24 protein-coding genes and 2 tRNA genes are annotated in these 25,330 nt (G+C 67.7%); 16 read left to right on the top strand and 10 right to left on the bottom strand.

Annotated elements, in window-relative coordinates; all coding sequences use genetic code 11:
* Positions 1-4 precede the first annotated feature (4 nt).
* The 7 genes from ACFVN5_RS01880 to rpmH all read right to left on the bottom strand — a co-directional run bounded on the left by ACFVN5_RS01880 (position 5) and on the right by rpmH (position 7,502).
* A complete protein-coding gene (locus tag ACFVN5_RS01880; RefSeq protein ID WP_376954288.1) occupies positions 5-874 on the bottom strand; it encodes a ParA family protein in 870 nt (289 codons plus the stop codon).
* 3,507 nt (positions 875-4,381) lie between these two features.
* The gene (rsmG, locus tag ACFVN5_RS01875; protein ID WP_376952936.1) at positions 4,382-5,011 is read right to left on the bottom strand and encodes a 16S rRNA (guanine(527)-N(7))-methyltransferase RsmG; all 630 of its coding nucleotides are present in this window, start codon (positions 5,009-5,011) and stop codon (positions 4,382-4,384) included.
* Between the two features lie 28 nt (positions 5,012-5,039).
* Positions 5,040-5,537: a protein jag gene (locus ACFVN5_RS01870; RefSeq protein ID WP_376952935.1), complete on the bottom strand. Its 498-nt coding sequence runs from the start codon at positions 5,535-5,537 to the stop codon at positions 5,040-5,042.
* Between the two features lie 3 nt (positions 5,538-5,540).
* Positions 5,541-6,512, bottom strand: a complete 972-nt coding sequence (yidC, locus tag ACFVN5_RS01865; RefSeq protein ID WP_376952934.1) for a membrane protein insertase YidC — start codon at positions 6,510-6,512, stop codon at positions 5,541-5,543.
* Between the two features lie 9 nt (positions 6,513-6,521).
* On the bottom strand, positions 6,522-6,950 hold the full coding sequence (gene yidD, locus ACFVN5_RS01860; protein ID WP_376952933.1) for a membrane protein insertion efficiency factor YidD: 429 nt from the start codon (positions 6,948-6,950) through the stop codon (positions 6,522-6,524).
* Between the two features lies 1 nt (position 6,951).
* Positions 6,952-7,356, bottom strand: a complete 405-nt coding sequence (rnpA, locus tag ACFVN5_RS01855) for a ribonuclease P protein component (RefSeq protein ID WP_376952932.1) — start codon at positions 7,354-7,356, stop codon at positions 6,952-6,954.
* An 8-nt stretch (positions 7,357-7,364) separates the two neighbouring features.
* Positions 7,365-7,502 (bottom strand): 50S ribosomal protein L34, encoded by a 138-nt coding sequence (gene rpmH / locus ACFVN5_RS01850; protein ID WP_022889115.1) that lies wholly within the window; start codon positions 7,500-7,502, stop codon positions 7,365-7,367.
* A 425-nt stretch (positions 7,503-7,927) separates the two neighbouring features.
* Between rpmH and dnaA the strand changes: the two genes are divergently transcribed.
* The 11 genes from dnaA to ACFVN5_RS01795 all read left to right on the top strand — a co-directional run bounded on the left by dnaA (position 7,928) and on the right by ACFVN5_RS01795 (position 20,098).
* Positions 7,928-9,349: a chromosomal replication initiator protein DnaA gene (dnaA, locus tag ACFVN5_RS01845; RefSeq protein WP_376952931.1), complete on the top strand. Its 1,422-nt coding sequence runs from the start codon at positions 7,928-7,930 to the stop codon at positions 9,347-9,349.
* A 692-nt stretch (positions 9,350-10,041) separates the two neighbouring features.
* Positions 10,042-11,190 (top strand): DNA polymerase III subunit beta, encoded by a 1,149-nt coding sequence (gene dnaN / locus ACFVN5_RS01840; RefSeq protein ID WP_376954286.1) that lies wholly within the window; start codon positions 10,042-10,044, stop codon positions 11,188-11,190.
* A 145-nt stretch (positions 11,191-11,335) separates the two neighbouring features.
* A complete protein-coding gene (gene recF / locus ACFVN5_RS01835) occupies positions 11,336-12,541 on the top strand; it encodes a DNA replication/repair protein RecF (protein WP_376952930.1) in 1,206 nt (401 codons plus the stop codon).
* Positions 12,534-13,028, top strand: a complete 495-nt coding sequence (locus tag ACFVN5_RS01830; protein ID WP_376952929.1) for a DUF721 domain-containing protein — start codon at positions 12,534-12,536, stop codon at positions 13,026-13,028. The genes recF and ACFVN5_RS01830 overlap by 8 nt, the downstream gene beginning before the upstream one ends.
* 123 nt (positions 13,029-13,151) lie before the next feature.
* Positions 13,152-15,164 carry a DNA topoisomerase (ATP-hydrolyzing) subunit B gene (gene gyrB, locus ACFVN5_RS01825; RefSeq protein ID WP_376952928.1) on the top strand — a complete coding sequence of 671 codons (2,013 nt, stop codon included), beginning with the start codon at positions 13,152-13,154 and terminating at the stop codon, positions 15,162-15,164.
* 76 nt (positions 15,165-15,240) lie between these two features.
* Positions 15,241-17,766: a DNA gyrase subunit A gene (gene gyrA / locus ACFVN5_RS01820; protein WP_376954285.1), complete on the top strand. Its 2,526-nt coding sequence runs from the start codon at positions 15,241-15,243 to the stop codon at positions 17,764-17,766.
* A 6-nt stretch (positions 17,767-17,772) separates the two neighbouring features.
* Positions 17,773-18,177 (top strand): DUF3566 domain-containing protein, encoded by a 405-nt coding sequence (locus tag ACFVN5_RS01815; protein WP_148733021.1) that lies wholly within the window; start codon positions 17,773-17,775, stop codon positions 18,175-18,177.
* Positions 18,178-18,321: 144 nt separating this feature from the next.
* Positions 18,322-18,395: transfer RNA gene (locus tag ACFVN5_RS01810), tRNA-Ile, on the top strand.
* A 41-nt stretch (positions 18,396-18,436) separates the two neighbouring features.
* Positions 18,437-18,509, top strand: a tRNA-Ala gene (locus ACFVN5_RS01805).
* A 231-nt stretch (positions 18,510-18,740) separates the two neighbouring features.
* On the top strand, positions 18,741-19,535 hold the full coding sequence (locus tag ACFVN5_RS01800; RefSeq protein WP_376952927.1) for a hypothetical protein: 795 nt from the start codon (positions 18,741-18,743) through the stop codon (positions 19,533-19,535).
* Positions 19,536-19,651: 116 nt separating this feature from the next.
* Positions 19,652-20,098, top strand: coding sequence for an NUDIX hydrolase (locus ACFVN5_RS01795; protein WP_376952926.1), 447 nt, complete (start codon positions 19,652-19,654; stop codon positions 20,096-20,098).
* Positions 20,099-20,305: 207 nt separating this feature from the next.
* Here the strand turns inward: ACFVN5_RS01795 and ACFVN5_RS01790 are convergent, their stop codons facing one another.
* Positions 20,306-20,557, bottom strand: coding sequence for a hypothetical protein (locus ACFVN5_RS01790; protein WP_376952925.1), 252 nt, complete (start codon positions 20,555-20,557; stop codon positions 20,306-20,308).
* A 598-nt stretch (positions 20,558-21,155) separates the two neighbouring features.
* Entirely contained in the window at positions 21,156-21,680 is a 525-nt protein-coding gene (locus ACFVN5_RS01785; protein WP_376952924.1) for a hypothetical protein, read from the bottom strand.
* Positions 21,681-21,800: 120 nt separating this feature from the next.
* On the opposite strand from ACFVN5_RS01785, the gene ACFVN5_RS01780 reads away from it, so the two are divergent.
* Together ACFVN5_RS01780 and ACFVN5_RS01775 are read left to right on the top strand one after the other, a co-directional pair.
* The gene (locus ACFVN5_RS01780) at positions 21,801-22,346 is read left to right on the top strand and encodes a peptidylprolyl isomerase (protein WP_376952923.1); all 546 of its coding nucleotides are present in this window, start codon (positions 21,801-21,803) and stop codon (positions 22,344-22,346) included.
* A 16-nt stretch (positions 22,347-22,362) separates the two neighbouring features.
* Positions 22,363-23,229 carry a rhomboid family intramembrane serine protease gene (locus ACFVN5_RS01775; protein WP_376952922.1) on the top strand — a complete coding sequence of 289 codons (867 nt, stop codon included), beginning with the start codon at positions 22,363-22,365 and terminating at the stop codon, positions 23,227-23,229.
* Between the two features lie 196 nt (positions 23,230-23,425).
* Here the strand turns inward: ACFVN5_RS01775 and ACFVN5_RS01770 are convergent, their stop codons facing one another.
* Positions 23,426-23,665, bottom strand: coding sequence for a cell division protein CrgA (locus ACFVN5_RS01770; RefSeq protein WP_376952921.1), 240 nt, complete (start codon positions 23,663-23,665; stop codon positions 23,426-23,428).
* A 72-nt stretch (positions 23,666-23,737) separates the two neighbouring features.
* Here ACFVN5_RS01770 and ACFVN5_RS01765 point away from each other — a divergent pair, with 72 nt between their 5' ends.
* From ACFVN5_RS01765 to ACFVN5_RS01755, 3 genes are read left to right on the top strand one after another with little or no spacing between them, the layout of a single operon-like run.
* Positions 23,738-24,535, top strand: coding sequence for a class E sortase (locus ACFVN5_RS01765; RefSeq protein ID WP_376952920.1), 798 nt, complete (start codon positions 23,738-23,740; stop codon positions 24,533-24,535).
* A 1-nt stretch (position 24,536) separates the two neighbouring features.
* Entirely contained in the window at positions 24,537-24,695 is a 159-nt protein-coding gene (locus tag ACFVN5_RS01760; RefSeq protein WP_376952919.1) for a hypothetical protein, read from the top strand.
* Entirely contained in the window at positions 24,692-25,330 is a 639-nt protein-coding gene (locus ACFVN5_RS01755; RefSeq protein WP_376952918.1) for an anthranilate synthase component II, read from the top strand. The genes ACFVN5_RS01760 and ACFVN5_RS01755 overlap by 4 nt, the downstream gene beginning before the upstream one ends.

Raw genomic sequence — 25,330 nt, 5'->3', positions numbered from 1 at the left:
GTCCTTACTGGGTGTTCTGGGTCGCGAGACCCCGTCGTGCGATCTCCGCCGCAGCTTCGCGATAGGAGAGCGATCCGGTCGAGGCGAAGTCGTAGCTGATCACGCTCTGCCCATAGCTGGGAGCCTCCGAGACCCGGACGGAGCGGGGGATGATCGTCCCGAGCGTCTGCGTCGGGAAATGATCCCGCACTTCTTGCGCGACCTGCTGCGCGAGGTTCGTGCGCGAATCGTACATCGTGAGGAGGATCGTCGACAGTCGGAGGTCGGGGTTGAGGTGCTTCTCGATCAGCTCGATGTTGCTGAGTAGTTGGGAGAGGCCCTCGAGCGCGTAGTACTCGCACTGGATGGGGATGAGCACTTCGCGCGCCGCGACGAAGGCGTTGATCGTGAGCAGGCCGAGCGACGGCGGGCAGTCGATGAACACGTAGTCGTACGGACGATCCATCGCCGCGAGGTGAGCGTCGAGCGCACGACGGAGGCGTTGTTCGCGCGCGACCAGCGACACCAGTTCGATCTCCGCGCCGGCAAGGTGAATGGTCGCGGGAACGCAGTCGAGGCGCTCGTGCTCGGTCGACGGTTGCACCACCTCGGAGAGAGACAGGTCGGCGACGAGTACCTCGTAGACGCTCTGCTGCTCCGAACGGTGATCGACGCCGAGAGCGGTGGACGCGTTGCCCTGAGGGTCGAGGTCGATGACGAGGACGTGCGCGCCCGTGCGCGCCAGCGCGGCGGCGAGGTTGACGGCCGTCGTCGTCTTGCCGACGCCACCCTTCTGGTTCGAGATCGTCATGATGCGCGTGCGCGCCGGGAGCGGGAGGATCTCTCCCTCGAGCGCCTGGCGCCGTCGCGTCTCGTCGGCGAGTTGATCGGCCAGGGGAGTTCCTCCGTACTGAGTGGACGTTTCACGTGAAACGGCGGTCGCGAGCTCCTGCGCGGTGGTTTCACGTGAAACGGACGCCGGAATGTCGATCGTGGGAAGGCTCGGCGGGTCCGTCTGGATCCGATCCAGCGGCGGTTCGTCGGGCGATTCCCGAGGATCAAGCGTACCGGGCACGACCGTCGACGATGTCGTCGGTGGCGAGGCCGGCGCTAGTTCGATCGTCAGAGCCTCGCCAGGTGTCTCGTCGGTGGGCGGCGTGGGCGGGATGTCTGGGATGAACGAGGTGTGTGCTGCCGATTCGGGGACCGCAGAGCTCCACTGCTGGGCATCACCCTGAGTCATCGAATTCGTTTCGGTGGCGAACTCGGGAACGGAGTATCCCGGTTCCAGGTCGTGCTCGATCGAAGCGCCCGCGATGGCGGTGCTGTCCCCGTCACGCTCCGGTGAGACGGGCGGGGACGCGGTCTTGACAGGTTCTTCCACACGGATCGCGGGCTCGCTCGTCTCCCGCGACGGCGGCTCGGCGCTCGACGGAGTGGGCGACGCGCTCGCGTCCGTGCGCGGCGTCTGGAGCGACGAGACCGTGTCAGCCGCGGCGTCGCCGACGATCTCCCGGATGAGGTCCTCGAGGAGTCGATCGGGTGAGGTCTTCGGCAGCGAGTGCGGCAGCGCGGTCTCGGTCGCGCCCTCTTCGTCCGTGAGCGCCGCGGCCGTCGCGACGTCCCAGTCGATGCTCGTCGTCGGGGATGGAGATGGCGGGGTGGGTGCTGGCTCTGCGGCGGGCGCGGAGAACGAACTCGCTGCCGACGTCATCGGAGGCGTGGAAGAAGTAGGGGAGGAGTGGCCGTCGGGGTTGGGAAGACTCCCACTCCCGGTCGCCGACGCAGTCCGTGGTGTCTCCCGTGCCGACGCGTCAGAAATCACAGCTGCGGATCCTGCAGGCGTCGACGCCGCGGGTTGCGAAGGAGCCCACTCCTGAGTTGCTGGCCGCTGGTCGGGCGTGGGGTTTGATCCCACGGTCGCGGCGGGAGCAACCCCGGGCGATGGGGTTGTTGTCGGAACCGGCGAGGCCTCGGGTCGGACCTGTGTGGCATTGCGCGCTTCGGGGCTCCACTGCGCGTTGTCGTTGGACACCGCAACGGATGCCTGGGTCGGAAGCGTGCCTGGATTCCACGACGAACCGAGGTTCGACGCCTCGCCCGACGCTCCGCCAGGGACGCGGCTGGAGTCGGGGGTCGCGGGCCGGAGCGTACTGGCGTGCGTTGTGCCGTTGTCGGCCTCAGGCTCGGGCTGCGGTCGCTTTCGGTGGAACCATCCGCGACCTCCACCCTGTGCCATACGCGCTGCTCCCCGTCGTTCCGCGGTGGCCGGTCGTCGTGCGATCGGCTCAAGAATCCAGCCTAACCGCCTCGCGCGCCGACGCCATGGTCGGATTCGAGTGTCCGACGGATGCGTGGAATCTATCCCCTGTTGAGGACACGTCGTGGCGGAGTTCCGCGACTTCCACATGACGCGAAGAGCCTGGCCTGGGGCGCACCGGGCGGGTTCGGCGCTCGGGAGACTCAAGCGTGTGACTTGGGGTCGGCGTGGTCGCGTTGACGGACCGACTGTCTGTATCACTCGGGTTGGCGCGGAGGTCGGGCGACAAGCCAGCGATGGCCGACGGGGTCTCGATGGCGCTCGATCTATGCCTTCGAAGTGCATCGCGTCAAGTAGTCAACACAGTCCGGCCACGTCGCCGTTGCCGTATCCCTCGCCGACAATGCGGAATCGGGGCGAACGTTGAGTCTTAAGGTTTGCCGTTTCACGTGAAACCTTCACGACCGTTTGCGGCGAGTGAAGCGTTCGCTCCGAAGCCGCCCCGTCGCCTGACGACGGTCGATGTTTCACGTGAAACGTCCAGTTGGGAGAGGCGGGGCGTGGTTGTCCGGGCCGCTGGCTGGCTTGCCAGTCGGCAACGGTCCGGCTTCCGACTTGATCTTTTGCGGTCGTGGTGGTCAGGGGAAGCAAGAGCTTTGGATAATGAAACGATGGTCGGTGTGATCTGACGAACGGCGTCCGATGGCGATACTCCTTCCTCAGCGGACCATGCCGCACATGTGACTGCACGCCCTGGGGTGCTCCTCGTCTCAATCCGAAGTTGCGACCCACATCACGGACGGGGTCGATCGTCACTCGCAGCGAATCGACGATGACGGCTTCGATGGACTCGATCGAGAGGAAGTGTCCGAGCCACGCGTCGAGCCGCCGCACCAGGGCCAGGACCAGGACCAAGACCAGGACCAGGACCAGGACCAGGACCAGGGGGTGAGTACACCCGCGGTCGCTCCGGCCGCGACGGGATCCTGATCGCACGCGAAAACCACCGGCGCAGCGAACTTCGGCCTCTGCCTTCCATTGCGAAGCACCGCGCCTGTCCACGCCGACCCACCATGTGTTGGTGCATGCCGGTGCACCGTGTCGGCCGTCGGATCACCGTGTTCGTCCATGCCGACGCAGTGCAGGTGGCGGTCCACGTCGGAACACCAGCGTCGGCCCACGTCGGAACACCAGCGTTGGTCCACGTCGGAACACCAGCGTTGGTCCACGTCGGAAGACCAGCGTTGGTCCACGTCAGGGCTCCATGGCGGTCCGCGCGCCGGAGCATCGTCGGTCGCTGCCGGAGGAAGGAGTCGGTCCGCGTCGAGGCAACATTTCCGGTGTCTGACCGAGCAACAGCGACGCTCTCTACCGAGCAACCGTGCGCGTTCTCCGGAGGCTCGAATCGACGACGGCGATCCGACCGGTGCTCTTAGTCGGCACTGAATGTGGGTTGATCTCGAGGCTGACTTTAGCGCCGTCGTCGCTAACAAAGGGGAAGAGTCGGCTCATCGCGGAATTCGGCGGACGCCCTCGCCCCAGGCGACCAACGAGCGGGAACATCGTTGGTCACGAGTTCCAAGTGCAGCCTCACCCTTGTCTGTGTACGGCCCGGCGCGTTCGCGCCGATCGGTCGAAGGGGTGGGCGGGGGCGCGGAATGGAAGGGTCGGGGATGCGAGATCCCTGTCCGCTCGCCGGCCGCTGCCTGGAGCGATGGAGAGGAATCGCAGCTCGGTTCAACCGAAGAGCCAGGGGAGTGCGGCAAACCACAACGCCTCGGAAAAGCACACACATCCCGACGACCCGAACCCACTGCATCCGTGGAGCGGTCTCATCATGGGCGCCTTCAACACGGTGCGCTCAGCTCGTTGGTGGAATGACTGCCCCAGTCCGGACGGCATGTTTCACGTGAAACGTGGCCCGGAAATCGACGCACTGCGCACGAGTCGGCTGGCGGAATCCCGCCGTTGAACCCGGGGTCGCCGATCCTCAGCAGTCCGCCCGCAACGCACGGTCCGCGATAAGTCCTTCCAGACGCAGACGCAGACGCCGAGGAAGCTCCTAGCGAGCAAGCGCATCCAACGAGCGGCACACAAGCGCGTCCAACGAGCGGCACACCACAAGGACCGACCCGAATGGACTCAGCCCACCGTCGCCCGGAACACCCGCGTGACCTCGCTCACGACGCCCTCGCCGAGAATGAGCACCTCGGGATCGTGCACCTTGTACTTGCGGATCGCCTTCTCCGCGGCGCCGACCTCGCCATCGACGCCGGCGCCCTTCATCAGGACGAGTTCTCCACCCGGGCGGAGCAGGGGAGCGGTGATCGGAATGAGCGTCCGCAGCGCGCTCACGGCTCGAGCGGTCACCTGATCGAGTACGCCCTTGAGCTTCGCCTCTTCGGCGCGGGCTCGAACGACCTCGACGTTGGAGAGCTCCAACTCAGCCGCCTGGCTCTCGAGCCACGCGACGCGTCGCTCCATCGGCTCGATGAGGACGAAGGAGACGTCGGGGCGCATGATCCCGAGCACCAGCCCCGGGAGGCCGGCGCCCGATCCGACATCGCCGACTCGACCCGGACGCAGCAGGGGCGCAACGAGGGCGCTATTCAGCACGTGGCGCGTCCAGAGGCGGGGAAGTTCCAGTGGCCCGATGAGCCCGAGTTCCTCGCCATGGCGGGCAAGTGCCTCGGTGAACTGGCGCCCCTTGGCGAGGTGCTCACCGAACAGTTCGGCCGCGGCCGCAGGCTCCGACTCGAGACCGTCGATCATCGTTTCACGTGAAACGTCGTCGTCGGAATCAGGCACTACGTGTGATGACCGTGTGCCGGTCGGCGCCCTCGCCGCGAGATTCCGAGTAGAAGCCGCGCTCACTCACGAGGTCGTGCACGAGCTTGCGCTCGTACGACGACATCGGGGGGAGGGCTGCCTCGGCGGCACCGCCCTCGATGCGCTCGACTGCGCGGGACACGAGACCGGCGAGCTCATCGCGACGCGCGTCACGGGAGCCACCGATGTCGAGGATGAGGCGTGAGAATGCGCCGGTCTTCGTCTGCACCGCGAGGCGCGTCAGCTCCTGCAGCGCGCTCACCGTCTCGGGCTTCGAGAGCAGGCGAAGGTTCGCGGTCTCGCCGGCATTCACGGAGACGTAGGCGCGGCCGTTCCGAGCGTCGATGTCGATGTCACCGTCGAGGTCGCAGATGTCGAGGAGCTCCTCGATGTAGTCCGCGGCGATGTCGCCTTCCTCCTCGAGCTGGGCGATCGAGCGGTTCTCGGCCTCGTGTTGCACGTTCGTCATGGTCTACTTCCCGCCCTGCTTCTTCGCGCGGGCCTTGCTGATGGGCTGCTGACGCTGCGTGGTCGTCGGCTTCTTCGGCTCCGCGACGTCGTTCTCGTGCTTCTCCTCCACGACGAGCTTGCCCTTCTTCGCCAGGCGAGCCTCGCGGGCGCGGGCCGCCTCGGACCCAGGCGTCGGCATGTTCCGGATGACGAGGAACTGCTGTCCCATGGTCCAGAAGTTCGACGTGAGCCAGTAGAACATCACGCCGAGCGGGAAGGCGACACCCGACACCGCGAAGACCAGCGGGAGCAGGTACAGCAGGATGCGCTGCTGACGGAACATCGGGCTCGCCTTGGTCTCGGGCGACATGTTCTTCGAGACGATCTGCAGCTGCGTGATGAACTGCGACGCCGTCATCAGCACGATCATCGTCAGCGCGATGATGAGCGTCGATGCGCTGAACGGCTGGCCGGCGATCATGAGGTTCCACTCGCCGATGAAGGTCGACTTGAGCGGGGCGCCGAGGAACTCAGAGTTCGCGAACGAGTTCGCGAGCTCCTGCGTCATGGGGCCGACACCGGGCTTGTCGTGCTGGGCGTCGTTGAGCACCGAGAAGAGGCCGAAGAAGATCGGCATCTGGAGCAGCAGCGGGAGGCACGAGGAGAGCGGGTTGGTACCGGTCTTCTTGTAGAGCTCCATCGTCTCGCGCGACATCGCCTCGCGAGAGAACTGGTCCTTCTTGCCCTTGTACTTGTCCTGGATCTTCTTGAGCTGCGGCGCGACCTCGAGCATGCGGCGCTGGTTCTTGATCTGGCGCACGAAGATCGGGATGAGCGCGGCACGCACCACGAGGACGAGGCCCACGATGGAGAGCACCCAGGTGACGCCCGCGTTGGGGTCGAGGCCGAAGAAGTCCCACATGGTGTGGAACGCGACGAGGATCAACTCGATGGCCCACTTGATGGGCCAGAGGATCAGTCCGATGAAGTCCATTGGAGCGGGTCAGTCCTTCCGGGACAGGTTGGGGGAGGAGTTCGCGAGCACCGGCTCGGCGGTGGGGGATTCGGTGGCTCGGTGCTCGAGCTCATGCGCGAGGCGGGCGGCCGCGGCATCCGCTTCGGCCTTCGGGAACATGCCGGCCGGCACGACCCACCCGAATCGGGTGATGCGATAGCGGTCATGGCGCGCGGCGCGCACCTCGTCGATGCCGCCGGCCGTCCACGGGTTGCATCGGACGATGCGCCAGGCGGCCAATGCGGAGCCGACGACCAGTCCGCGCTGCTGTACGGAACCGAGTCCGTAGGCGGAGCACGAGGGGTAGTACCGGCAGACGTCGCCGTAGAGGGGGGAGATGACGGCGCGGTACCCGCGAAGCAGCAGGACGCCGAGGTTCCGCGGGATCAGAAGGATGAAGAGGGCCAGGTCGCGCATGTCAGCCGCCCTTCGCGGCCGAAGCCGACACGGACGCCGACGCCACGGCACTCACCGACCGACCTGCCGAGCGCCCCGAGCGGCGGGTGAGCGCATCGAGCACCTCTTCGCGGAGCTCGGGCCACTGCACCTCGGCCGCGCCGGGCAGTGCTCGGACCACCACGTCGACGCCCCGGACGCCATCGCCCAGGGCTTCGTGGCAGACGGCCTTGAGCCTGCGGCGCAGGAGGTTGCGTCGCACCGCCGTGCCGACCTTCTTGGAGACGATGAAGCCGAAGCGTGCATCGGTGCCCGACTCCCGTGAGCGCAGATAGCTCACGGTGTGGGCACCGGCGACCTTCGCACCCCGGCGCACGACGGCTCGGTAGTCGTCGGCGCTCGTGATGCGATTGGCTTTGGCGAGCACCGAGGGACTTACGCGGAGAGTTCGGTGCGACCCTTGGCGCGGCGTGCCGACAGGATGGCGCGGCCCGCGCGGGTGCGCATGCGAAGGCGGAAGCCGTGCTTCTTGGCCCGGCGACGGTTGTTCGGCTGGAACGTACGCTTGCTCATTCTTCTTCTCCGGCTGTCGGAATCTCCGCGCCGCGCAGCGAGTGCGATGCTCCGGAGGGAAACTGGGTGCCCGAAAGGGCTGGGGTCAACCTATTAAAACTACGGCCTCCGGGACCCGTGGTCAAACCAGGCGAAGTCCGGAGCCGGAATGGTGCGAACGGAAGAGTATCCCGCATACCTCGGGATACCCTGTGGATCGACACGCGCGGGCCGTCGAATCCCTCCTCCGGCATTTGTTCCGAGGGGCGAGTTTCGCTAGCGTGTGAGACCAGTTATCCCCAGCCTCGCACGCGGAATCCCGGGCGTCGCACCCAATCTGCACACAGCCGGTGGATAACCTTGAACACTTCGCCTCGCGCCGCTCGTTCCATCGATCGGGGGATCGATGAGCGGCACACGACGGCACCGAGGGATTGCGGGGAACGATGACAGAGCAGCCCATCTCCGATACATGGGCCACCGTCCTCGACCGACTGAACGACGACGACGCGATCACCCCGATGCTGCAGGGGTTCCTCAACCTGGTCGAGCCCAAGGGCATCGCCGCCGGTACGTTCTACCTCGAGGTCCCGAACGACTTCACGGCGAGCATGCTGAACCAGCGGATGCGCGTCTCCCTCCTCTCGGCGATGAGCGCCATCGAGTCCCCGTCGTCGGTGACCTCCTTCTACGTGGTCGTGAACCCCGAGCTCGAGGAGACCAGGGCGCCCGAGCCGCAGCCCGCGGCGTTCGACGACTACCCGAATCCGGTCGAGCTCCCGGCATCCCCGCAGTCGGTGTTCGAGAACACGAGCCCCGACCGTCCGCGCGACGCACGGCTCAACCCGAAGTACTCGTTCGACAGCTTCGTCATCGGCCAGTCCAACCGCTTCGCCCATGCGGCCGCGGTCGCAGTGGCCGAGGCGCCGGCGAAGGCGTACAACCCGCTCTTCATCTACGGCGACTCCGGCCTGGGCAAGACGCACCTCCTGCACGCGATCGGGCACTACGCGCAGAGCCTGTATCCCGGCATCCGCGTCCGGTACGTCTCCTCGGAGGAGTTCACGAACGACTTCATCAACTCGATCGCGAACAACCGCGGCTCGCTCTTCCAGCAGCGCTACCGAAACATCGACATCCTGCTCATCGACGACATCCAGTTCCTGCAGGGCAAGGCGGAGACGCAGGAGGCGTTCTTCCACACCTTCAACACCCTGCACGACCACAACAAGCAGGTCGTGATCACGAGCGACGTGCCGCCGAAGCACCTCACGGGCTTCGAGGACCGCATGCGCAGCCGCTTCGAGTGGGGCCTCATCACCGACGTGCAGGCGCCCGACCTCGAGACCCGCATCGCGATCCTCCGCAAGAAGGCTCAGTCCGAGCGCCTCCAGGTGCCCGACGAGATCCTCGAGTACATGGCGTCGAAGGTGTCGTCGAACATCCGGGAGCTCGAGGGCACCCTCATCCGCGTCACCGCATTCGCGAGCCTCAACCGCACACCCGTCGACATGCCGCTCGTGCAGACCGTGCTGAAGGACCTCATCACGGACGACACCGACAACGTCGTTGCGCCGGTCGACATCATCACGGCTACGGCCGACTACTTCAAGCTGACGGTCGACGACCTCTACGGGTCGAGCCGTTCGCAGGCCGTCGCCATCGCCAGGCAGATCGCGATGTACCTGTGCCGTGAACTCACGAACCTGTCACTGCCGAAGATCGGGCAGCTCTTCGGCAACCGCGACCACACCACCGTGATGTACGCCAACAAGAAGATCTCGGAACTCATGAAAGAGCGCCGCTCGATCTACAACCAGGTCACCGAGTTGACCGCCCGCATCAAGCAGAACGCCCGCTACCGCTGACGGATGCCGCGATCCGTCGTCGAGCAGAGGTGCTCGCGTCGGCATCGAACGGATGCCACGCCTCCGCGCTGCACCTCCCGGTGCCACTCGGTCGCGGGGCTTCCGCGACCCTTCAGAGGCCCTCCGTGCCCCCAGAACGGGAGATTCCCACAACTGTGGAAAAGTTGTGGATTGTTAAGGGGACGGCCCGCAATCCCTGTTGAGACGGCGGGGGAGCCTGTGCAATACGCCGCACCGCGCATCGCCCCGGCCGCTCGGTTTCCGATCGAATCGCACACGCTGTGCACAGCTCCGATGGGGCTGCTTCGGCGTCGTTCCGCGGATCGCAGCACACCATCCACAGTTTCCACAGCGGTTAACACCGTTAAGAGAAATATGGATTAAGCAGGGGCTCCACAACATCGAGTGGTCGAGCTCGGCGGCGCGGTGCTCGCAGTGCCACGCCGATCCCCTGTGGATGGTCTCGGGGTGCGGAGCACTCCGTCGCTGCAGTTCGGTCGCGCGGAGGGGCGAGCGAGCCGCAGCGCTCACCTCCACGCGGGTCGAATCGGAGCGCACTCGATGCGCCCGTGGTCGACCTCACGCTCACCACCCCTGCGGCAGCGCCCGTGCGCACACGGAATGTCCCGACACCGGGCGGAACAGTCCGGATAGCATGGGTGAGCCAGCCAGCACACGACGACGGGAGAACCGTGAAGTTCCAGGTCAATCGCGACGTCTTCAGTGAGGCCGTGTCCTTCGCCGTCAAGCTCCTCCCGCAGCGCACGACGCTCCCGATCCTCTCCGGCGTGCTGATCCAGGCGAACGACGACGGCCTCGTCCTCTCCTCCTTCGACTACGAGGTCTCGTCGCAGACCGAGATCCAGGCCGACGTCGAGGAGTCGGGCACCGTGCTGGTCTCCGGCCGCCTCCTCGCCGAGATCGCCGGCCGCCTGCCGAACGCCCCCGTCCACGTCGCGACCGAGGAGTCCCGCATCTCCGTCACGTGCGGCTCCGCCAGCTTCACACTGCTCTCGATGCCCGTCGAGGAATACCCATCGATCCCCGAGGTGGGCACCGAGTCGGGCGTCGTCCCGGCCGAGGAGTTCGCAACGGCCGTCGCACAGGTTGCGGTCGCGGCCTCCCGCGACGACGTCACCCCGGTGATCACGGGCGTCCAGCTGGAGGTGCGCGAGAACAACCTCAGCCTCGTCGCGACCGACCGCTACCGCGTCGCCATCCGCGAGATCGAGTGGGACGGCGGGGGCGTCGCATCCGAGGAGTCGCTCACCGCGCTCGTGCCGGCCCGCACGCTCCAAGAGGTCGGCAAGACGTTCGGGCACTCGGGCACCATCTCGGTCGCGATCACCAGCCGCGACGACCGCGAGCTCATCGCCTTCAGCGCCGACCGCAAGACCGTGACCTCGCTCCTCATCAAGGGCAACTTCCCGCCCGTGCGCCGGCTCTTCCCCGACACGGTCGACAACTACGCGGTCATGAACACCGCCGAGTTGATCGAGGCGACCCGTCGTGTGGCGCTGGTGCTCGAGCGCGAAGCCGCCCTGCGCTACAGCTTCACCGCCGATGGCCTCACCCTCGAGGCGATCGGCAGCGAGCAGGCGCAGGCCTCCGAGACGATCGACGCGATCCTCTCCGGAGACGACACGGTCGTGTCGCTCAAGCCGCAGTTCCTGCTCGACGGCCTCGGCGCCGTGCACTCCGAGTTCGTGCGCATCTCGTTCACCAAGACGGAGAACCCCAACAAGCCCGGCCCCGTGCTCATCACGAGCCAGACCTCGCGCGAGCAGGCCGGCGCCGACACGTATCGCTACCTGCTGCAGCCGAACCTGCTGCTTCGTTGATCGAGTAGCGCGTCGCGGAGCGGCGCCGGGTATCGAGATCGTCTGCGGGTCTCGATACGCGTCCGACTTCGTCGGGCGCTACTCGACCACCGGAGTCGGTCGCCGCGGGTAGCGTTGAGGCGTCCGGCCGTCGAAGGGAGCCAGCGTGCACGTCGCCCGCCTCTCCCTCACCGACTACCGCAATTACGAGCGCGCCGAGCTCACGCTCGGCCCCGGTGCGACCGTGTTCGTCGGGCGCAACGGGCAGGGCAAGACGAACCTCGTCGAGTCCATCGGCTACCTCGCGACCCTCGGCTCGCACCGCGTCTCGGGTGACCAGGCCCTCATCCGGGCCGGGGCGGATGCCGCGATCGTGCGCGCCCTCCTCGTGCACGGCGACCGCGAGCTGCTCATCGAACTGCAGCTGAATCGGCAGGGCGCGAACCGCGCGCAGCTCAACCGCTCCCCGGTGAAGACCCGCGAGCTCCCGCGCTACGCGCACAGCGTGCTATTCGCACCCGAGGACCTGGCGATCGTGCGTGGCGAGCCCTCGGTGCGGCGCCGCATGCTCGACGAGCTCCTCGTGCAGCGCACCCCACGCCTCGCCGGCGTGATGGCCGACTACGAGCGCGTGCTGAAGCAGCGCAACTCGCTCCTCAAGAGCGCCCGGGCCCGGGGACTCGCCGCGGCGCAGCTCCCGACGCTCGACATCTGGGACGAGCGGCTCGTGCAGCTGGGCTCCGAGCTGATCGACCAGCGCGTCGCCCTCATCCGAGAGCTCGCCGCGCCCCTGGCCGAGGCCTATCACTCGATCGTCGACGCCGATCACGCACCCGAGCTGCGTCCGCTCCTCTCGATCGACGGGGCCGACCCCGAGGCCGAGATCCCAGCGGATGCCGCGCCGAGATCGGCTGCGGCAGCGGATCTCGTCGCCGCCATCGCCGGCGACGAGGCATCCGCCACGGCCGTCCGCTTCGCCGATGCGGTCCGGGTCCTGCGCCCGAAGGAGCTCGAGCGGGGGATCACGCTGGTCGGGCCCCACCGCGACGACGTGGTGCTGCTCCTCAACGGCCTGCCCGCGAAGGGGTACGCGAGCCACGGGGAGTCGTGGTCGTTCGCGCTCGCGCTGCGACTGGCATCCGCCGAGCTGCTGCGCCGGGACTCGACGACCGGCGACCCGGTGCTCGTGCTCGACGACGTGTTCGCCGAGCTCGACCGGCTCCGCCGGGAGCGCCTGGCGGCCGCGATCGGCGGATTCGAGCAGGTCCTCGTGACCGCGGCCGTGCTCGAGGACGTGCCTGAGCCGCTCACCGCGCGGATCGTGCACATCGACGCCGGCCACATCGTGGAGGAGGCGACGACGGATGCCTGACGTCCCGCAGCGGTCCGAGGCTGCACGTGTGTACCAGCACTTCCGCGAGATCTTCGGCGACACCCGGTCCCGCCCCGGCCGTGCGCGCAGTCGCACCCGGGAGGTCACGGGGAGTGAGCCGTTCACGCCCGGCCGCGACCCGAAGCCGCTCGCCGACGCCATCGACGGGCTCACCACGCAGCTCGGCTGGACCGCGCCGCTCTCGCAGCACGAGGTGCTCGCGTCCTGGTCCGAGGTGGTCGGCGAGGAGATAGCGCATCACTCCGAGGCGATCACGATCGACAACGGCGTGCTGCAGGTGCGCTGCGAGTCGACGGCGTGGGCGACGCAACTCCGGCTCATGCGCACCGAACTCGTCACGCGCATCCTCGACCGGTACCCCGGTGCGGGGGTCGAGACCATCCGCTTCCAAGGGCCGGATGCCCCCACCTGGAAAAGGGGTCCCAGATCGGTTCCAGGGCGTGGTCCACGCGATACCTACGGCTGAGTCGGCAAATTCGGTCACTTCCCCTGAGTCATCGCCTCAGATCGGCGCTTCCGGGCCGGTGGCGACCCTCCGTTTGATAGGATTGAGAGTCGCCAGAACGACGGTCAGGAGCCCGATCCACCCATGACAGCGGAACCGACGAAGGCCCAGCAGACGCCTGAATACGGTGCAGACGCGATCCAGGTTCTCGAGGGCCTCGAAGCGGTTCGCAAGCGCCCCGGTATGTACATCGGTTCGACCGGGCCACGGGGTCTCCACCACCTCGTCTACGAGATCGTCGACAACTCGGTCGACGAGGCGCTCGCGGGCTTCGCCGACGACATTGACGTGACGATCCTGACCGACGGCGCCATCCGAGTGATCGACAACGGCCGCGGCATCCCCGTCGACGTCCACAAGACCGAGGGCCGCTCCACGGTCGAGGTCGTGCTCACCGTGCTGCACGCCGGCGGCAAGTTCGGCGGCGGCGGCTACGCCGTGTCCGGCGGACTGCACGGCGTCGGGTCATCCGTCGTCAACGCGCTCTCGTCGCGCCTCGAGGTCGAGGTCATGCGACAGGGCCACGTGTGGCGCCAGTCCTACACGGTCGGCGTCCCCGACGCCCCGCTCTCGCAGGACGAGGCATCCGACGCCACCGGCACGACGATCACCTTCTGGCCGAGCCCCGACATCTTCGAGACCGTCGAGTTCGACTACGAGACGCTGCGCACCCGCTTCCAGCAGTACGCGTTCCTCAACAAGGGCCTGCGCATCACGCTCACCGACCTCCGCGTCGGGCACATCGAGATCGACCCCGAAGACACGGCGGAGACCGAGGCGGATGCCCCGGAGCCGCGTTCCGACACCTTCCTCTACGAGCGCGGCCTCGTCGACTACGTCGAGTACCTCAACCGCTCGAAGAAGGCCGACCTCGTGAACGACGAGATCATCTCGTTCGAGTCCGAGGACACCGAGCGCAAGATCGCACTCGAGGTCGCGATGCAGTGGACGACCGCCTACACGGAGTCAGTGCACACCTACGCGAACACGATCAACACGCACGAGGGCGGTACGCACGAGGAGGGGTTCCGCGCGGCGCTGACCACGCTCATCAACCGCTACGCCCGCGAGAAGGGCATCCTCAAGGAGAAGGACGACAACCTCTCGGGCGACGACGTGCGCGAGGGCCTCACCGCGGTCATCTCGGTGAAGCTCTCCGAGCCGCAGTTCGAGGGCCAGACGAAGACGAAGCTCGGCAACACCGAGGCCAAGTCGTTCGTGCAGAAGGTCACGGGCGACCAGCTCGGCGACTGGTTCGAGCGCAACCCCAACCAGGCGCGCGACATCATCCGCAAGGCGATCCAGGCGGCCACCGCCCGCATCGCGGCGCGCAAGGCGCGTGAGGCGACCCGTCGCAAGGGCTTCCTCGAGTCGAGCGGCATGCCGGGCAAGCTCTCCGACTGCACGAGCAAGGACCCGACGATCTCCGAGATCTTCCTCGTCGAGGGCGACTCGGCCGGCGGCTCGGCCAAGACCGGTCGCAACCCCGAGACGCAGGCGATCCTGCCGCTGCGCGGCAAGATCCTCAACGTCGAGAAGGCGCGTCTCGACCGCGCGCTCGGCAACGCCGAGATCCAGGCGATGATCACGGCCTTCGGCACGGGCATCGGCGAGGACTTCAACTCCGAGAAGGCGAGGTACCACAAGATCGTGCTCATGGCCGACGCCGACGTCGACGGCCAGCACATCACGACCCTGTTGCTCACGCTGCTGTTCCGCTACATGCGGCCGCTCATCGAGATGGGCTACGTCTACCTCGCGCAGCCCCCGCTCTACCGACTGAAGTGGACGAACGCCGAGCACGAGTACGTCTACTCCGACCGCGAGCGCGACGCGCTGCTCACGGCCGGCCAGGCGGAGGGCAAGCGCATCGCCAAGGAGAACGGCGTCCAGCGCTACAAGGGCCTCGGCGAGATGAACCACCAGGAGCTGTGGGACACCACGATGAACCCCGAGACCCGCACGCTGCTGCAGGTCACGGTCGACGATGCGGCCGCCGCCGACGAGATCTTCTCCACGCTGATGGGCGACGACGTCGAGAGCCGCCGCAGCTTCATCCAGAAGAACGCGAAGGACGTGCGTTTCCTTGACATCTGACGTGATCAACCCCGGCGGCGACGACGAGGGCTTCGGCATCCACGGCAGGATCGACCAGGTCGACCTGCAGCTCGAGATGCAGCGGTCGTACCTCGACTACGCGATGAGCGTGATCATCGGCCGCGCGCTGCCCGACGTGCGCGACGGCCTGAAGCCCGTGCACCGCCGGGTCATCTACACGATGTACGACGGCGGATACCGTCCCGACCGGGCGTTCTCGAAGTGCACCCGCATCATCGGCGACGTGATGGGCCAGTTCCACCCGCACGGCGACAGCGCGGTGTACGACTCGCTCGTGCGCCTCGTGCAGCCGTGGAGCCTGCGCTACCCGCTCGCGCTCGGCCAGGGCAACTTCGGCTCGCCCGGCAACGACGGCGCCGCCGCCCACCGGTACACCGAGACGAAGATGGCCCCGCTCGCCATGGAGATGGTGCGGGACATCGACGAGGACACCGTCGACTTCCAGGACAACTACGACGGCCGCACGCAGGAGCCGACCGTCCTGCCGAGCCGGTTCCCCAACCTGCTCGTCAACGGGTCCGTCGGCATCGCGGTCGGCATGGCCACGAACATCCCGCCGCACAACCTCCGCGAGGTCGCGTCGGGCGCGCAGTGGTTCCTCGAGCACCCCGAGGCTTCGCGCGAGGAGCTCCAGGAGGCGCTGATCCAGCGCATCAAGGGCCCCGACTTCCCGACAGGTGCCCAGATCCTCGGCGTCAAGGGCATCAACGACGCCTACCGCACCGGTCGCGGGTCGATCACCATGCGCGCCGTCGTGAACGTCGAGGAGATCCAGGGCCGCACCTGCCTCGTCGTCACCGAGCTGCCTTACCAGGTCAACCCCGACAACCTCGCGATCAAGATCGCCGACCTCGTGAAGGACGGCAAGATCGCGGGCATCGCCGACATCCGCGACGAGACGTCGGGCCGCACGGGCCAGCGCCTCGTGATCGTGCTGAAGCGCGACGCGGTCGCCAAGGTCGTGCTGAACAACCTGTACAAGCACACGCAGCTGCAGGACAACTTCGGCGCGAACATGCTCGCGATCGTCGACGGCGTGCCGCGCACCCTCTCGATCGACGGCTTCATCGCGCACTGGGTCGACCACCAGATCGACGTCATCGTGCGTCGCACGCAGTTCCGCCTCCGCCAGGCCGAGGAGCGGATGCACATCCTGCGCGGCTACCTCAAGGCGCTCGACGCGCTCGACGAGGTCATCGCGCTCATCCGCCGCTCGCCGACGGTCGAGGAGGCCCGCGACGGCCTCATCGAGCTGCTCGACGTCGACGAGGTGCAGGCCCGCGCGATCCTCGACCTGCAGCTCCGTCGCCTGGCGGCGCTCGAGCGCCAGAAGATCGTCGACGAGGCCACCGAGCTCGAGGCGAAGATCGCCGACTACAACGCGATCCTCGCGAGCCCGACCCGCCAGCGAAGCATCATCTCCGACGAGCTCGCGGAGATCACCGCGAAGTACGGCGACGAGCGGCGCACGCACATCCTCCCCGGCTTCGACGGCGACATGTCGGTGGAAGACCTGATCCCCGAGGAGGAGATGGTCGTCACCGTCACGCGCGGCGGCTACGTGAAGCGCACCCGCAGCGACAACTACCGCTCGCAGCATCGCGGCGGCAAGGGCGTGAAGGGCGCGCAGCTGCGCGCCGACGACGTGGTCGAGCACTTCTTCGTCACGACCACGCACCACTGGCTCCTCTTCTTCACGAACATGGGCCGCGTCTACCGCGCCAAGGCGTACGAGATCCAGGAGGGCGGCCGCGACGCCAAGGGCCAGCACGTCGCCAACCTGCTCGAGATGCAGCCCGACGAGCAGATCGCCGAGATCCTCGACATCCACGACTACGAGGTGGCCACGTACCTCGTGCTCGCCACCCGTGACGGGCTCGTGAAGAAGACCGATCTCACCGCCTACGACACCAACCGCTCGCGCGGCATCATCGCGATCAACCTCCGCGAGGGCGACGAGCTCGTCTCGGCGATGCTCGTCGACGAGCACGACGAGATCCTGCTCGTGTCGCGCAAGGGCATGTCCCTCCGATTCGAGGCGACGGATGACGCGCTGCGCCCCATGGGCCGGTCGACGTCGGGCGTGAAGGGCATGTCGTTCCGGTCGGGCGACAGCCTGCTCGAGGCATCCGTCGTGCCTGGATCGAACGGCAACGAGGCGGAGCTCGAGGCCGTCGACGCAGCCACCGACGACAACGGCCAGAAGCTCAGCCCGACCGACACCTACGTGTTCGTCGTGACCGAGGGCGGGTACGCGAAGCGCACCCGAGTCGAGGACTACCGCAAGCAGCAGCGCGCCGGACTCGGCATCAAGGTGGCCAAGCTGAGCGAGGATCGCGGCGACCTCGCCGGTGCGCTCATCGCCTCCGGGGGCGACGAGGTCCTTGTGGTTCTTGCCAGCGGCAAGGTGGTACGCTCTGACGTCGCCGAGGTTCCCGCCAAGGGCAGGGACACGATGGGCGTCGTGTTCGCGAAGTTCGCGGACGACGACCGGATCATCGCCATCGCGAGGAATTCCGAACGGAATCTCGTGGAGGAGGCCGCAGAGTCCGAAGCGGCCGAGCCCGCGCGAGAGGAGTAACCGTCAATGAGTAGCGTCGCCGAGAAGCTGGCCCGCAAGTCGAACCGCCGGCCCCCGGCCAAGCAGGTGCGCCTGCGTCTCGTCTACATCGACTTCTGGTCGGCTGTGAAGCTGTCCTTCCTCGTGGCCGTGTGCTTCGCGGTCATCAGCATCGTCGTCACCTTCCTGATCCACACGGTGCTCAGCTCGACCGGCATCTTCGAGCAGGTCAACTCGCTCGTCCAAGACGTCGCCGGCTCGAGCGGTGACCTCACCGCCGTGCTCTCGCTCGGCAACGTCATGGGCTTCGCCGTCGTCGCGGCGCTGCTCAACCTGGTCGTGACCACTGCACTCGGTGCGATCGTGGCGGTGCTGTACAACCTCAGCGTCAAGATCACGGGCGGCCTGCTGGTCGGCTTCACGAACAACTGATCCGCGCTGGACGCGCAGCGTTCAGCGGGATCAGATCGAGTGGCGGCCCCTTCCGAGCCGCCGTATCGAGATCTCAACGTCGAGATCGCCGGTCGATTCGGAGATTCCCGCCCTGTCGGGTAGTCTTTCCTTCGGCCGAAATTCGGGGATATAGCTCAGGCGGTTAGAGCGCTTCGCTGATAACGAAGAGGTCCGAGGTTCAAGTCCTCGTATCCCCACTCCACAACTCCACACCCGCGGATGCCGCGACATCCGCTCGGGGGCCTTAGCTCAGTTGGTAGAGCGCCTGCTTTGCAAGCAGGATGTCAGGAGTTCGAATCTCCTAGGCTCCACCCAGTGTTCATCGGCTCGCCTGCCTCGTCAGGCGGGCCGCTGTCGTTTCCGGGAACGGCGATCGACCCCAGCCGCCGAACCCTCAGCCGCCCGCCCGAGCGACCCTCGCCGATCGGGGGCAACAGTGCGAGGATGGCGTCGGAAGAGGGGGACCGACGCGGATCGACCGCACGTGCTCGCGTCCCGCACGCCGACGGCGCACGGGATACCTCGTTGCGGCCACGGCCGCCGTGGTCGCCTACACGTTCGTGGCCTCACTGGCCATCGTCGGGGCATCCGGCGCCCCACCAGCCACGCCGGCCGCCGCAGCCGAGCAGTCGGCTGAGCCGGGCGTCACCGACGACGCGAACATCGTCGCAGCGTGGAGCCGGCTGCGCGTCGGGTGGATCTACGTGTACGGGGATGGGCGCGTCGTGCTGCGGCACGACAACGGGCGGCTCCTCACGTCCGAGGGCAGCGTCTCCTTCGGGGTCATCCAGCGTCGCCTGAGCCCGTTCGGCCTGCAGCTCGTGCGCACGGGAACCGTCAACTTCGCCGCCGTCCTGGGGCAGCCCGACGACGTCGAGTCCGGGTTCTGGTCGCCGGCCGCACCGGCGCTCTACCAACCGTCGTCGTATGCGCTCTGCCTGGTCAACACGGCACCGAATCCGCCCCGCGATCAACTCCTGCTCGACATGCCCGACATCATCGACCGGGTCAACGGGCCGGCCGCGGAGGTGCTGCGCGACGGCGTCGTGCGCAGCTTCACCGACGACTTCCTCGACGAGGACGGGAACTTCGCCGGCCTGGACGGGTTCCACAGCGCGCCGGGCCCCGGGGTCGAATGCATCGTCCTCGACAAGGCGGGCATGCTCGAACTGTGGGCGCAGACGCGGCTTCCGCTGAGCGGACCCGACGATCGCGGCGTGCTGCGGCTCAGCGACGCGACGTTCGGCGTGCTCACCGATGTCGACGGGGTGGAGCAGTACCTCGTCGCGGCGATCCCGATCCTGCCGCACGGCGGGTGGGTGGTCTGGGCGGGGTGAGGCGCGTCTCGATACGCGTCCGACTGCGTCGGGCGCTACTCGACGACCGGTGGCCGAATCCGTCGGGCGCTCCTCGACGACCGGGTGTTCCGATCACCCTGTCGTACAGTGGCCGGATGGACATCCGCATCGCAGCGTATGGCGTGATCATCCGCGACGGGCAGATCCTGCTCTCGCACTGGAACGAGCACGGCCGGTCCGGATGGACGCTGCCGGGCGGTGGGATCGAGGGCTCGGAGCATCCGGTCGCTGCTGCGCGGCGCGAGATCTTCGAGGAGACGGGCTACGAGGCATCCGTCGACCGTCTGCTCGGCATCGACACGATGGTCGTGCCCACCGAGAAGCGCCACTCGGGCGATGTGCCCCTCTACGCCATGCGAGTGGTCTACCGCGCGACGGTGACCGGCGGTGAACTGCGCAACGAGGTCGACGGGTCGAGCGACGAGGCGCGGTGGTTCCCGCTCGACGAGGTGGCCGGACTCAAGCGGGTGAGCCTCCTCGACATCGCGCTGCGGCTGAACGCCCAGGAGCCGGCGGACGGATTCCCGCCCGCAGCGACCTGAACGTCCAGCGCCAGCTCTGGCCTTGGCTCGGCCTCGGCGAACGCGACGACGACGACGACGACAGCGCAGCGGCCACGGCGGCCGATGCCCTCTCGACGTCGCCGTCGTGCGTTGCCGAGACCCCCGCGGATCGCATCCCCGCCGGGCGGGATGGCGTCCCGAGGTGCGGATGGTTCCGCGGGGGCTCGGTGTGTACGGTGCCCATGATCAGATGAGGCCGGCACCGCCGAGCGCGAGGCGACGGTACTGCTCGTCGCGCGCGCGGGTGGCGTCCTGCTCGGTCTGGCGGCGCAGGGTCACGGCGTCGGTGGTCCGACCCTCCTCCTGGCGACGGCTCCACGCGAGCAGCGCGAGGCCGGCGCGGCGGGCCAGTCGCTCGCGCAGCTGGCGTGCCTGGGCACGGATGGCGGTGGCTTGGCTCTGCTGAGCCGAACCGGCGGTGAGTGATGTCGTGTTCACGATCATTCCTTCTGGTGGTGGGTTCCCGACCGGGCGATCGCCGGTCGGGGGTGATGCGATCCGTGGTGGTGCGTACAGCAGCAGGCGTGCCCTCGGACGGATCGGCGCGAGGGCGCGCCAGTAGGACGTTCCGGGCGCGCGAGGGCGCGCCGGTGAGGCGGGAAGCCTGGCGGCTCCGGGCTGCTGTCCGGCGTGGCATCCGAGGGTCGAGGTGATCGTTGCGATCGGGTCGACGGATGCTGCAGGGATGCCGCTGGTCACGCCCGAGTGGGCTGCGCTCGAGTGAACGCGGTGACGGTCAGGCGCCGAGGCGCCGGGTGTCGGTGCGGGCTAGCAGGCCGGGTACGCGAGGAGGACTCCCGTGTGCGGCTCCGTGAACGAAATGATGTGCATCATCGGGTATCAACTCCTCTCCGGATTCGTGTTGCCAGGACCGAGAGTTGACACTAGCGGGATTCTCAAGTGGAACGCAAGGCGATTTCCCAGATTCGTCGGAATCGGCTCGAAAATCAGTGCCGGCCCTGAGCTCGGCGCCCTCCAGGACGACGAAGGGCCCGTCCTGATCGGATCAGGACGGGCCCTTCGTGGAAGACCTGGTTCAGGCGGCCGGCGTGCCGCCGGCCGGTGTGCCGGGCTCGTCGTCGGCGACCCAGAGCTCGTCGTCGGCACGGAACGTCTGCCAGACGGCGTAGGCCACGCCGACGGCGGCGACGATGCCGGCCCCGATCGCGAGGTACGTGCCGACGCCCGGGCCCTTCTTCTGCTGGACCACCGCGGCCGCGCGCGGCGAGACGCGCGCGACGGCGCGGCGCACGCGCGCGTCGTTGGCGATGTCGCCGATCGCGAGCAGCGACCCGAGTGCGTTGCCCAGGCCCAACTGCGCGGCGTCGCCCGCGGAGCGGGCGTAGTCGCGCGCGGAGTCCATGCCGGGCCGGACGTAACTCTCGTAGCCCGAGCGCATGCGCGGAACGACCTCTTCACGGGTGACGTGGCCGAGCTGGCGGCTGGCCTCCCGTGCGACCGAGTTGGCGTGCGCGAGCACCTGCTGCTGGTTCCCCCAGAGTTCTTCCGCATTGCTGCGCAGTCGCTTGAGTTCCTTGCGGCGCTTGCGTGACAGGCTCATCTCGACCTCCATCGATATGCAGCGAACCACTCCATCTTGCCACCGAAACCGCTGGAAACGGGGTGGGAGTCGCAATCATCCATGCCGGTTGACGAATCCGCGCGTGACAGAATAATGGCCATGGCGAATCCCACCGCAGTCGCGACGATCAACACGAACCACGGCCCCATCAAGGTCGACCTCTACGGCCACCAGGCCCCGAAGACCGTGAAGAACTTCGTCGGCCTCGCGACCGGCGAGATCGAGTGGACCCACCCCGGCACCGGCGCGAAGTCGAACGACCCGCTGTACGACGGCGTCATCTTCCACCGCATCATCCCGGGCTTCATGATCCAGGGCGGCGACCCGCTCGGCCAGGGCGTCGGCGGCCCGGGCTACCAGTTCGACGACGAGATCAGCCCCGAGCTCGACTTCACCGAGCCCTACGTGCTCGCGATGGCCAACGCCGGCCGCGACCGCATGACCGGCGGCGGCACGAACGGCTCGCAGTTCTTCATCACCGTCGGCCCGACCACCTGGCTGCAGGGCAAGCACACCATCTTCGGCAAGGTGACGGATGCCGCGAGCCAGTCCGTCGTCGAGAAGCTGGCCTCGGTGCCGACCGACGGCCGCGACAAGCCGCTCGAGGACGTCGTCATCGAGAGCATCACGATCGAAGAGGCCTGACGCCCAGGTGACCACAGTGCCTGCTGGCGACGGTGGCGCCGCCGATCGGCCCGACGTCTGCTACCGGCATCCCGATCGGCCGAGCTACATCCTGTGCCAGCGGTGCGGGCGAACGATCTGCCCCGAATGCCAGACGCAGGCGCCCGTCGGCGTCATCTGCCCCGAGTGCATGCGCGAGCAGCGCGCGTCGGCACCGCGGACGAAGCCCGCGGTGCTCACACGCGCCCGCTCGGCTGCCGGGCGGGGCGCACCGGTGGTGACGTATGCGCTCATCGGCATCACGCTGGCGGTCTTCCTGCTGCAGCTCATCCCCGGGCTCGCGGTCACCGACCGCCTGCTCTACGCCGGCGTCTACTCGATCCCCGGCAACTTCGAGCCGTGGCGCATGCTCACGTCGGTGTTCGTGCACTCGACCGGCCTGATCTTCCACGTGCTGCTCAACATGTACACGCTGTGGATCTTCGGGCAACTGCTCGAGGGACTGCTCGGCCGGTGGCGATTCCTCACCCTCTACCTGATCTCGGGGCTGGCGGGTTCGGTCGGCGTGCTCTGGCTGGGCGATCCGCGCACCGGCGTCGTCGGGGCATCCGGTGCCATCTTCGGCCTGATGGGCGCGTTCCTCGTCATCCAGCGGCGACTGGGCGGAAATGCCACGCAGTTGTTCATCCTGCTCGGCGTCAACCTGGTGATCGGATTCGTGCCCGGCTTCAACATCGCCTGGCAGGCGCATCTCGGCGGCCTCGTCGGCGGAGCGCTCGTGGGGCTCATCTTCACCGAGACACGCAAGCGCTCGCAGCTGGGATTGCAGGTCGGATTGCTGGTCGGCCTCGTCGTGCTGTTGCTCGTGCTGAGCCTGCGGTACTTCTACTTTCCGATCGTCTGAGGGTTATCCACATCCCCGTCCACAGGTGGGGAGAGTTACACGCGTGTAATTGTGGCCAGTTCAGGGGACACGGGGTATCCGCATGGGTATCCCCCCTGTGGACAACATGTGGAGAACTCGGGCGTCGCGGCATCCGTGGGCGCACGAAAGGGGCGGATGCTGCAGCATCCGCCCGCTCGGGTCGTGTGGAAGCCGGCTAGCGCCAGCGCGTCGTCATCAGGAAGCCGACGAAGGCGATGCCGAAGCCGATGAGGATGTTCCAGGAGCCGAGGTCGGCGATGGGCAGCCGGCCCTGGCTCACGTAGAAGACGATGATCCAGGCGAGTCCGAGCAGCATGAAGCCGAACATCACGGGCTTGAACCAGACCGGGTTCGGCGCCTCGTCGCCGCTCGCCTGCTCCGCGCGCGCGGGCTTCGATGATTTCGTACGTGCCATGCGGGCGATTCTATCCGAGCCGGATGCGTACTCCCAGCCGAGGGGCTCCCAGGCGGGAATAGAATCGCTCCCATGTCCGTTGCGCAGCCCGAATCCGGTGCTGCGCCGGGCGCTCCAGGGCCCGATCGCAGGCGTCGTCGCACCGGCGTCGTCGGCGTGATCGGGGAGCTGCTCCTCACCGCGGGCGTGCTCGTGCTGTTGTTCCTCGGCTGGCAGCTGTGGTGGAACGACGCGATCATGGCGGGGCAGCAGTCGACCGCGGCATCCGATCTCAGCACCCGGTGGCTCGAGGAGGGCCGGGCCGCCCGTGGCGACGCCGAGCCGCCCGCGCCGGCCGACTACGGCGAACCCGTCGTCGACACGGCGGACCACGCGAACGGCGAGGCGTTCGCCGTCATGTACGTGCCCCGCTTCGGGGCGGACTCGCAACGGAACATCGCAGAGGGAACCGGACTCGACGTCCTGAACAGCACCGAGCTCGGAGTCGGCCACTATCCCGGCACGCAGATGCCGGGCGAGGTCGGCAACTTCGCGATCGCCTCGCACCGCAGCGCCTACGGCGGCGGGATGCACGAGATCGAGCAGTTGCAGCTCGGCGACGCCATCTACATCCAGACGCGCGACGGCTGGTACACGTACCGCTTCCGCGACCTCGAGTACGTCAGGCCCGAGACCGTCGAGGTGCTGGCGCCCGTGCCCCACCATCCCGACCTCCAGGCCGCCGACCGCCTCGTCACGCTGACGAGCTGCAACCCGCTGTACTCGACGGCGGAGCGCATCGTGGCCTACGGCGTGCTCGAGTCGTGGCAGCCGACGGCGACCGGTCCGCCCGCCGAGATCGCCGACGTCGTCGCGACCTGGGAGGCCTGACATGTACGCTGCTCTGTGGCGGATCCTGCCCGGCCCGGCCTGGGTTCGGATCATCCTGCTCCTGCTGCTCCTCGCAGCGGTGGTCTTCGCCCTCTTCACCTGGGTGTTCCCCTGGGTGGACGGCATCATCAACCCGATCGAAGTCACGGTGGACTCATGACCCGCGTTCTCGTCATCGACAACTACGACAGCTTCGTCTACACGCTCAACGGCTACCTCCAGGAGCTCGGCGCCGAGACGGAGGTGATCCGCAACGACGACATCGAGGTCGCCGACGTGCCCGCGCGCATCGCGGAGTACGACGCCGTGCTCATCTCGCCCGGACCCGGCAAGCCCGGCGATGCCGGCGTCTCGATCCCCGTCGTCGAGGCGGCGCTCGCGTCGGGGCAGCCGTTGCTCGGCGTGTGCCTCGGGCACCAGGCGATCGCCGAGGCGTTCGGCGCCACCGTCACGAACGCCGAGGAGCTCATGCACGGCAAGACGTCGCGGATCACGCACGACGACAGCGACTTCTACGACGGCGTGCCGCAGCCGTTCACGGCGACGCGGTATCACTCGCTCGCCGTGGTCGACGGCACCGTGCCCTCGGAGCTCGTCGTGACGAGTCGCACCCAGGGCGGCGTCATCATGGGGCTGCGCCACGAGTCGGCGCCGATCTACGGCGTGCAGTTCCACCCCGAGTCCGTGCTCACCGAGGGCGGCTACCGGATGCTCGGCAACTGGCTCGCCGTCGCCGGGCTGCCCGAGGCGCGCGAGAAGGCCCTGCACCTGAATCCGCTGGTGCGGGCGGACTGA

Source organism: Agromyces sp. NPDC057865, assembly GCF_042796995.1.
Lineage (GTDB): Bacteria > Actinomycetota > Actinomycetes > Actinomycetales > Microbacteriaceae > Agromyces.
Note: the sequence above shows the minus strand (reverse complement) of the source record. Positions and strands in the feature narration are given on the sequence as shown.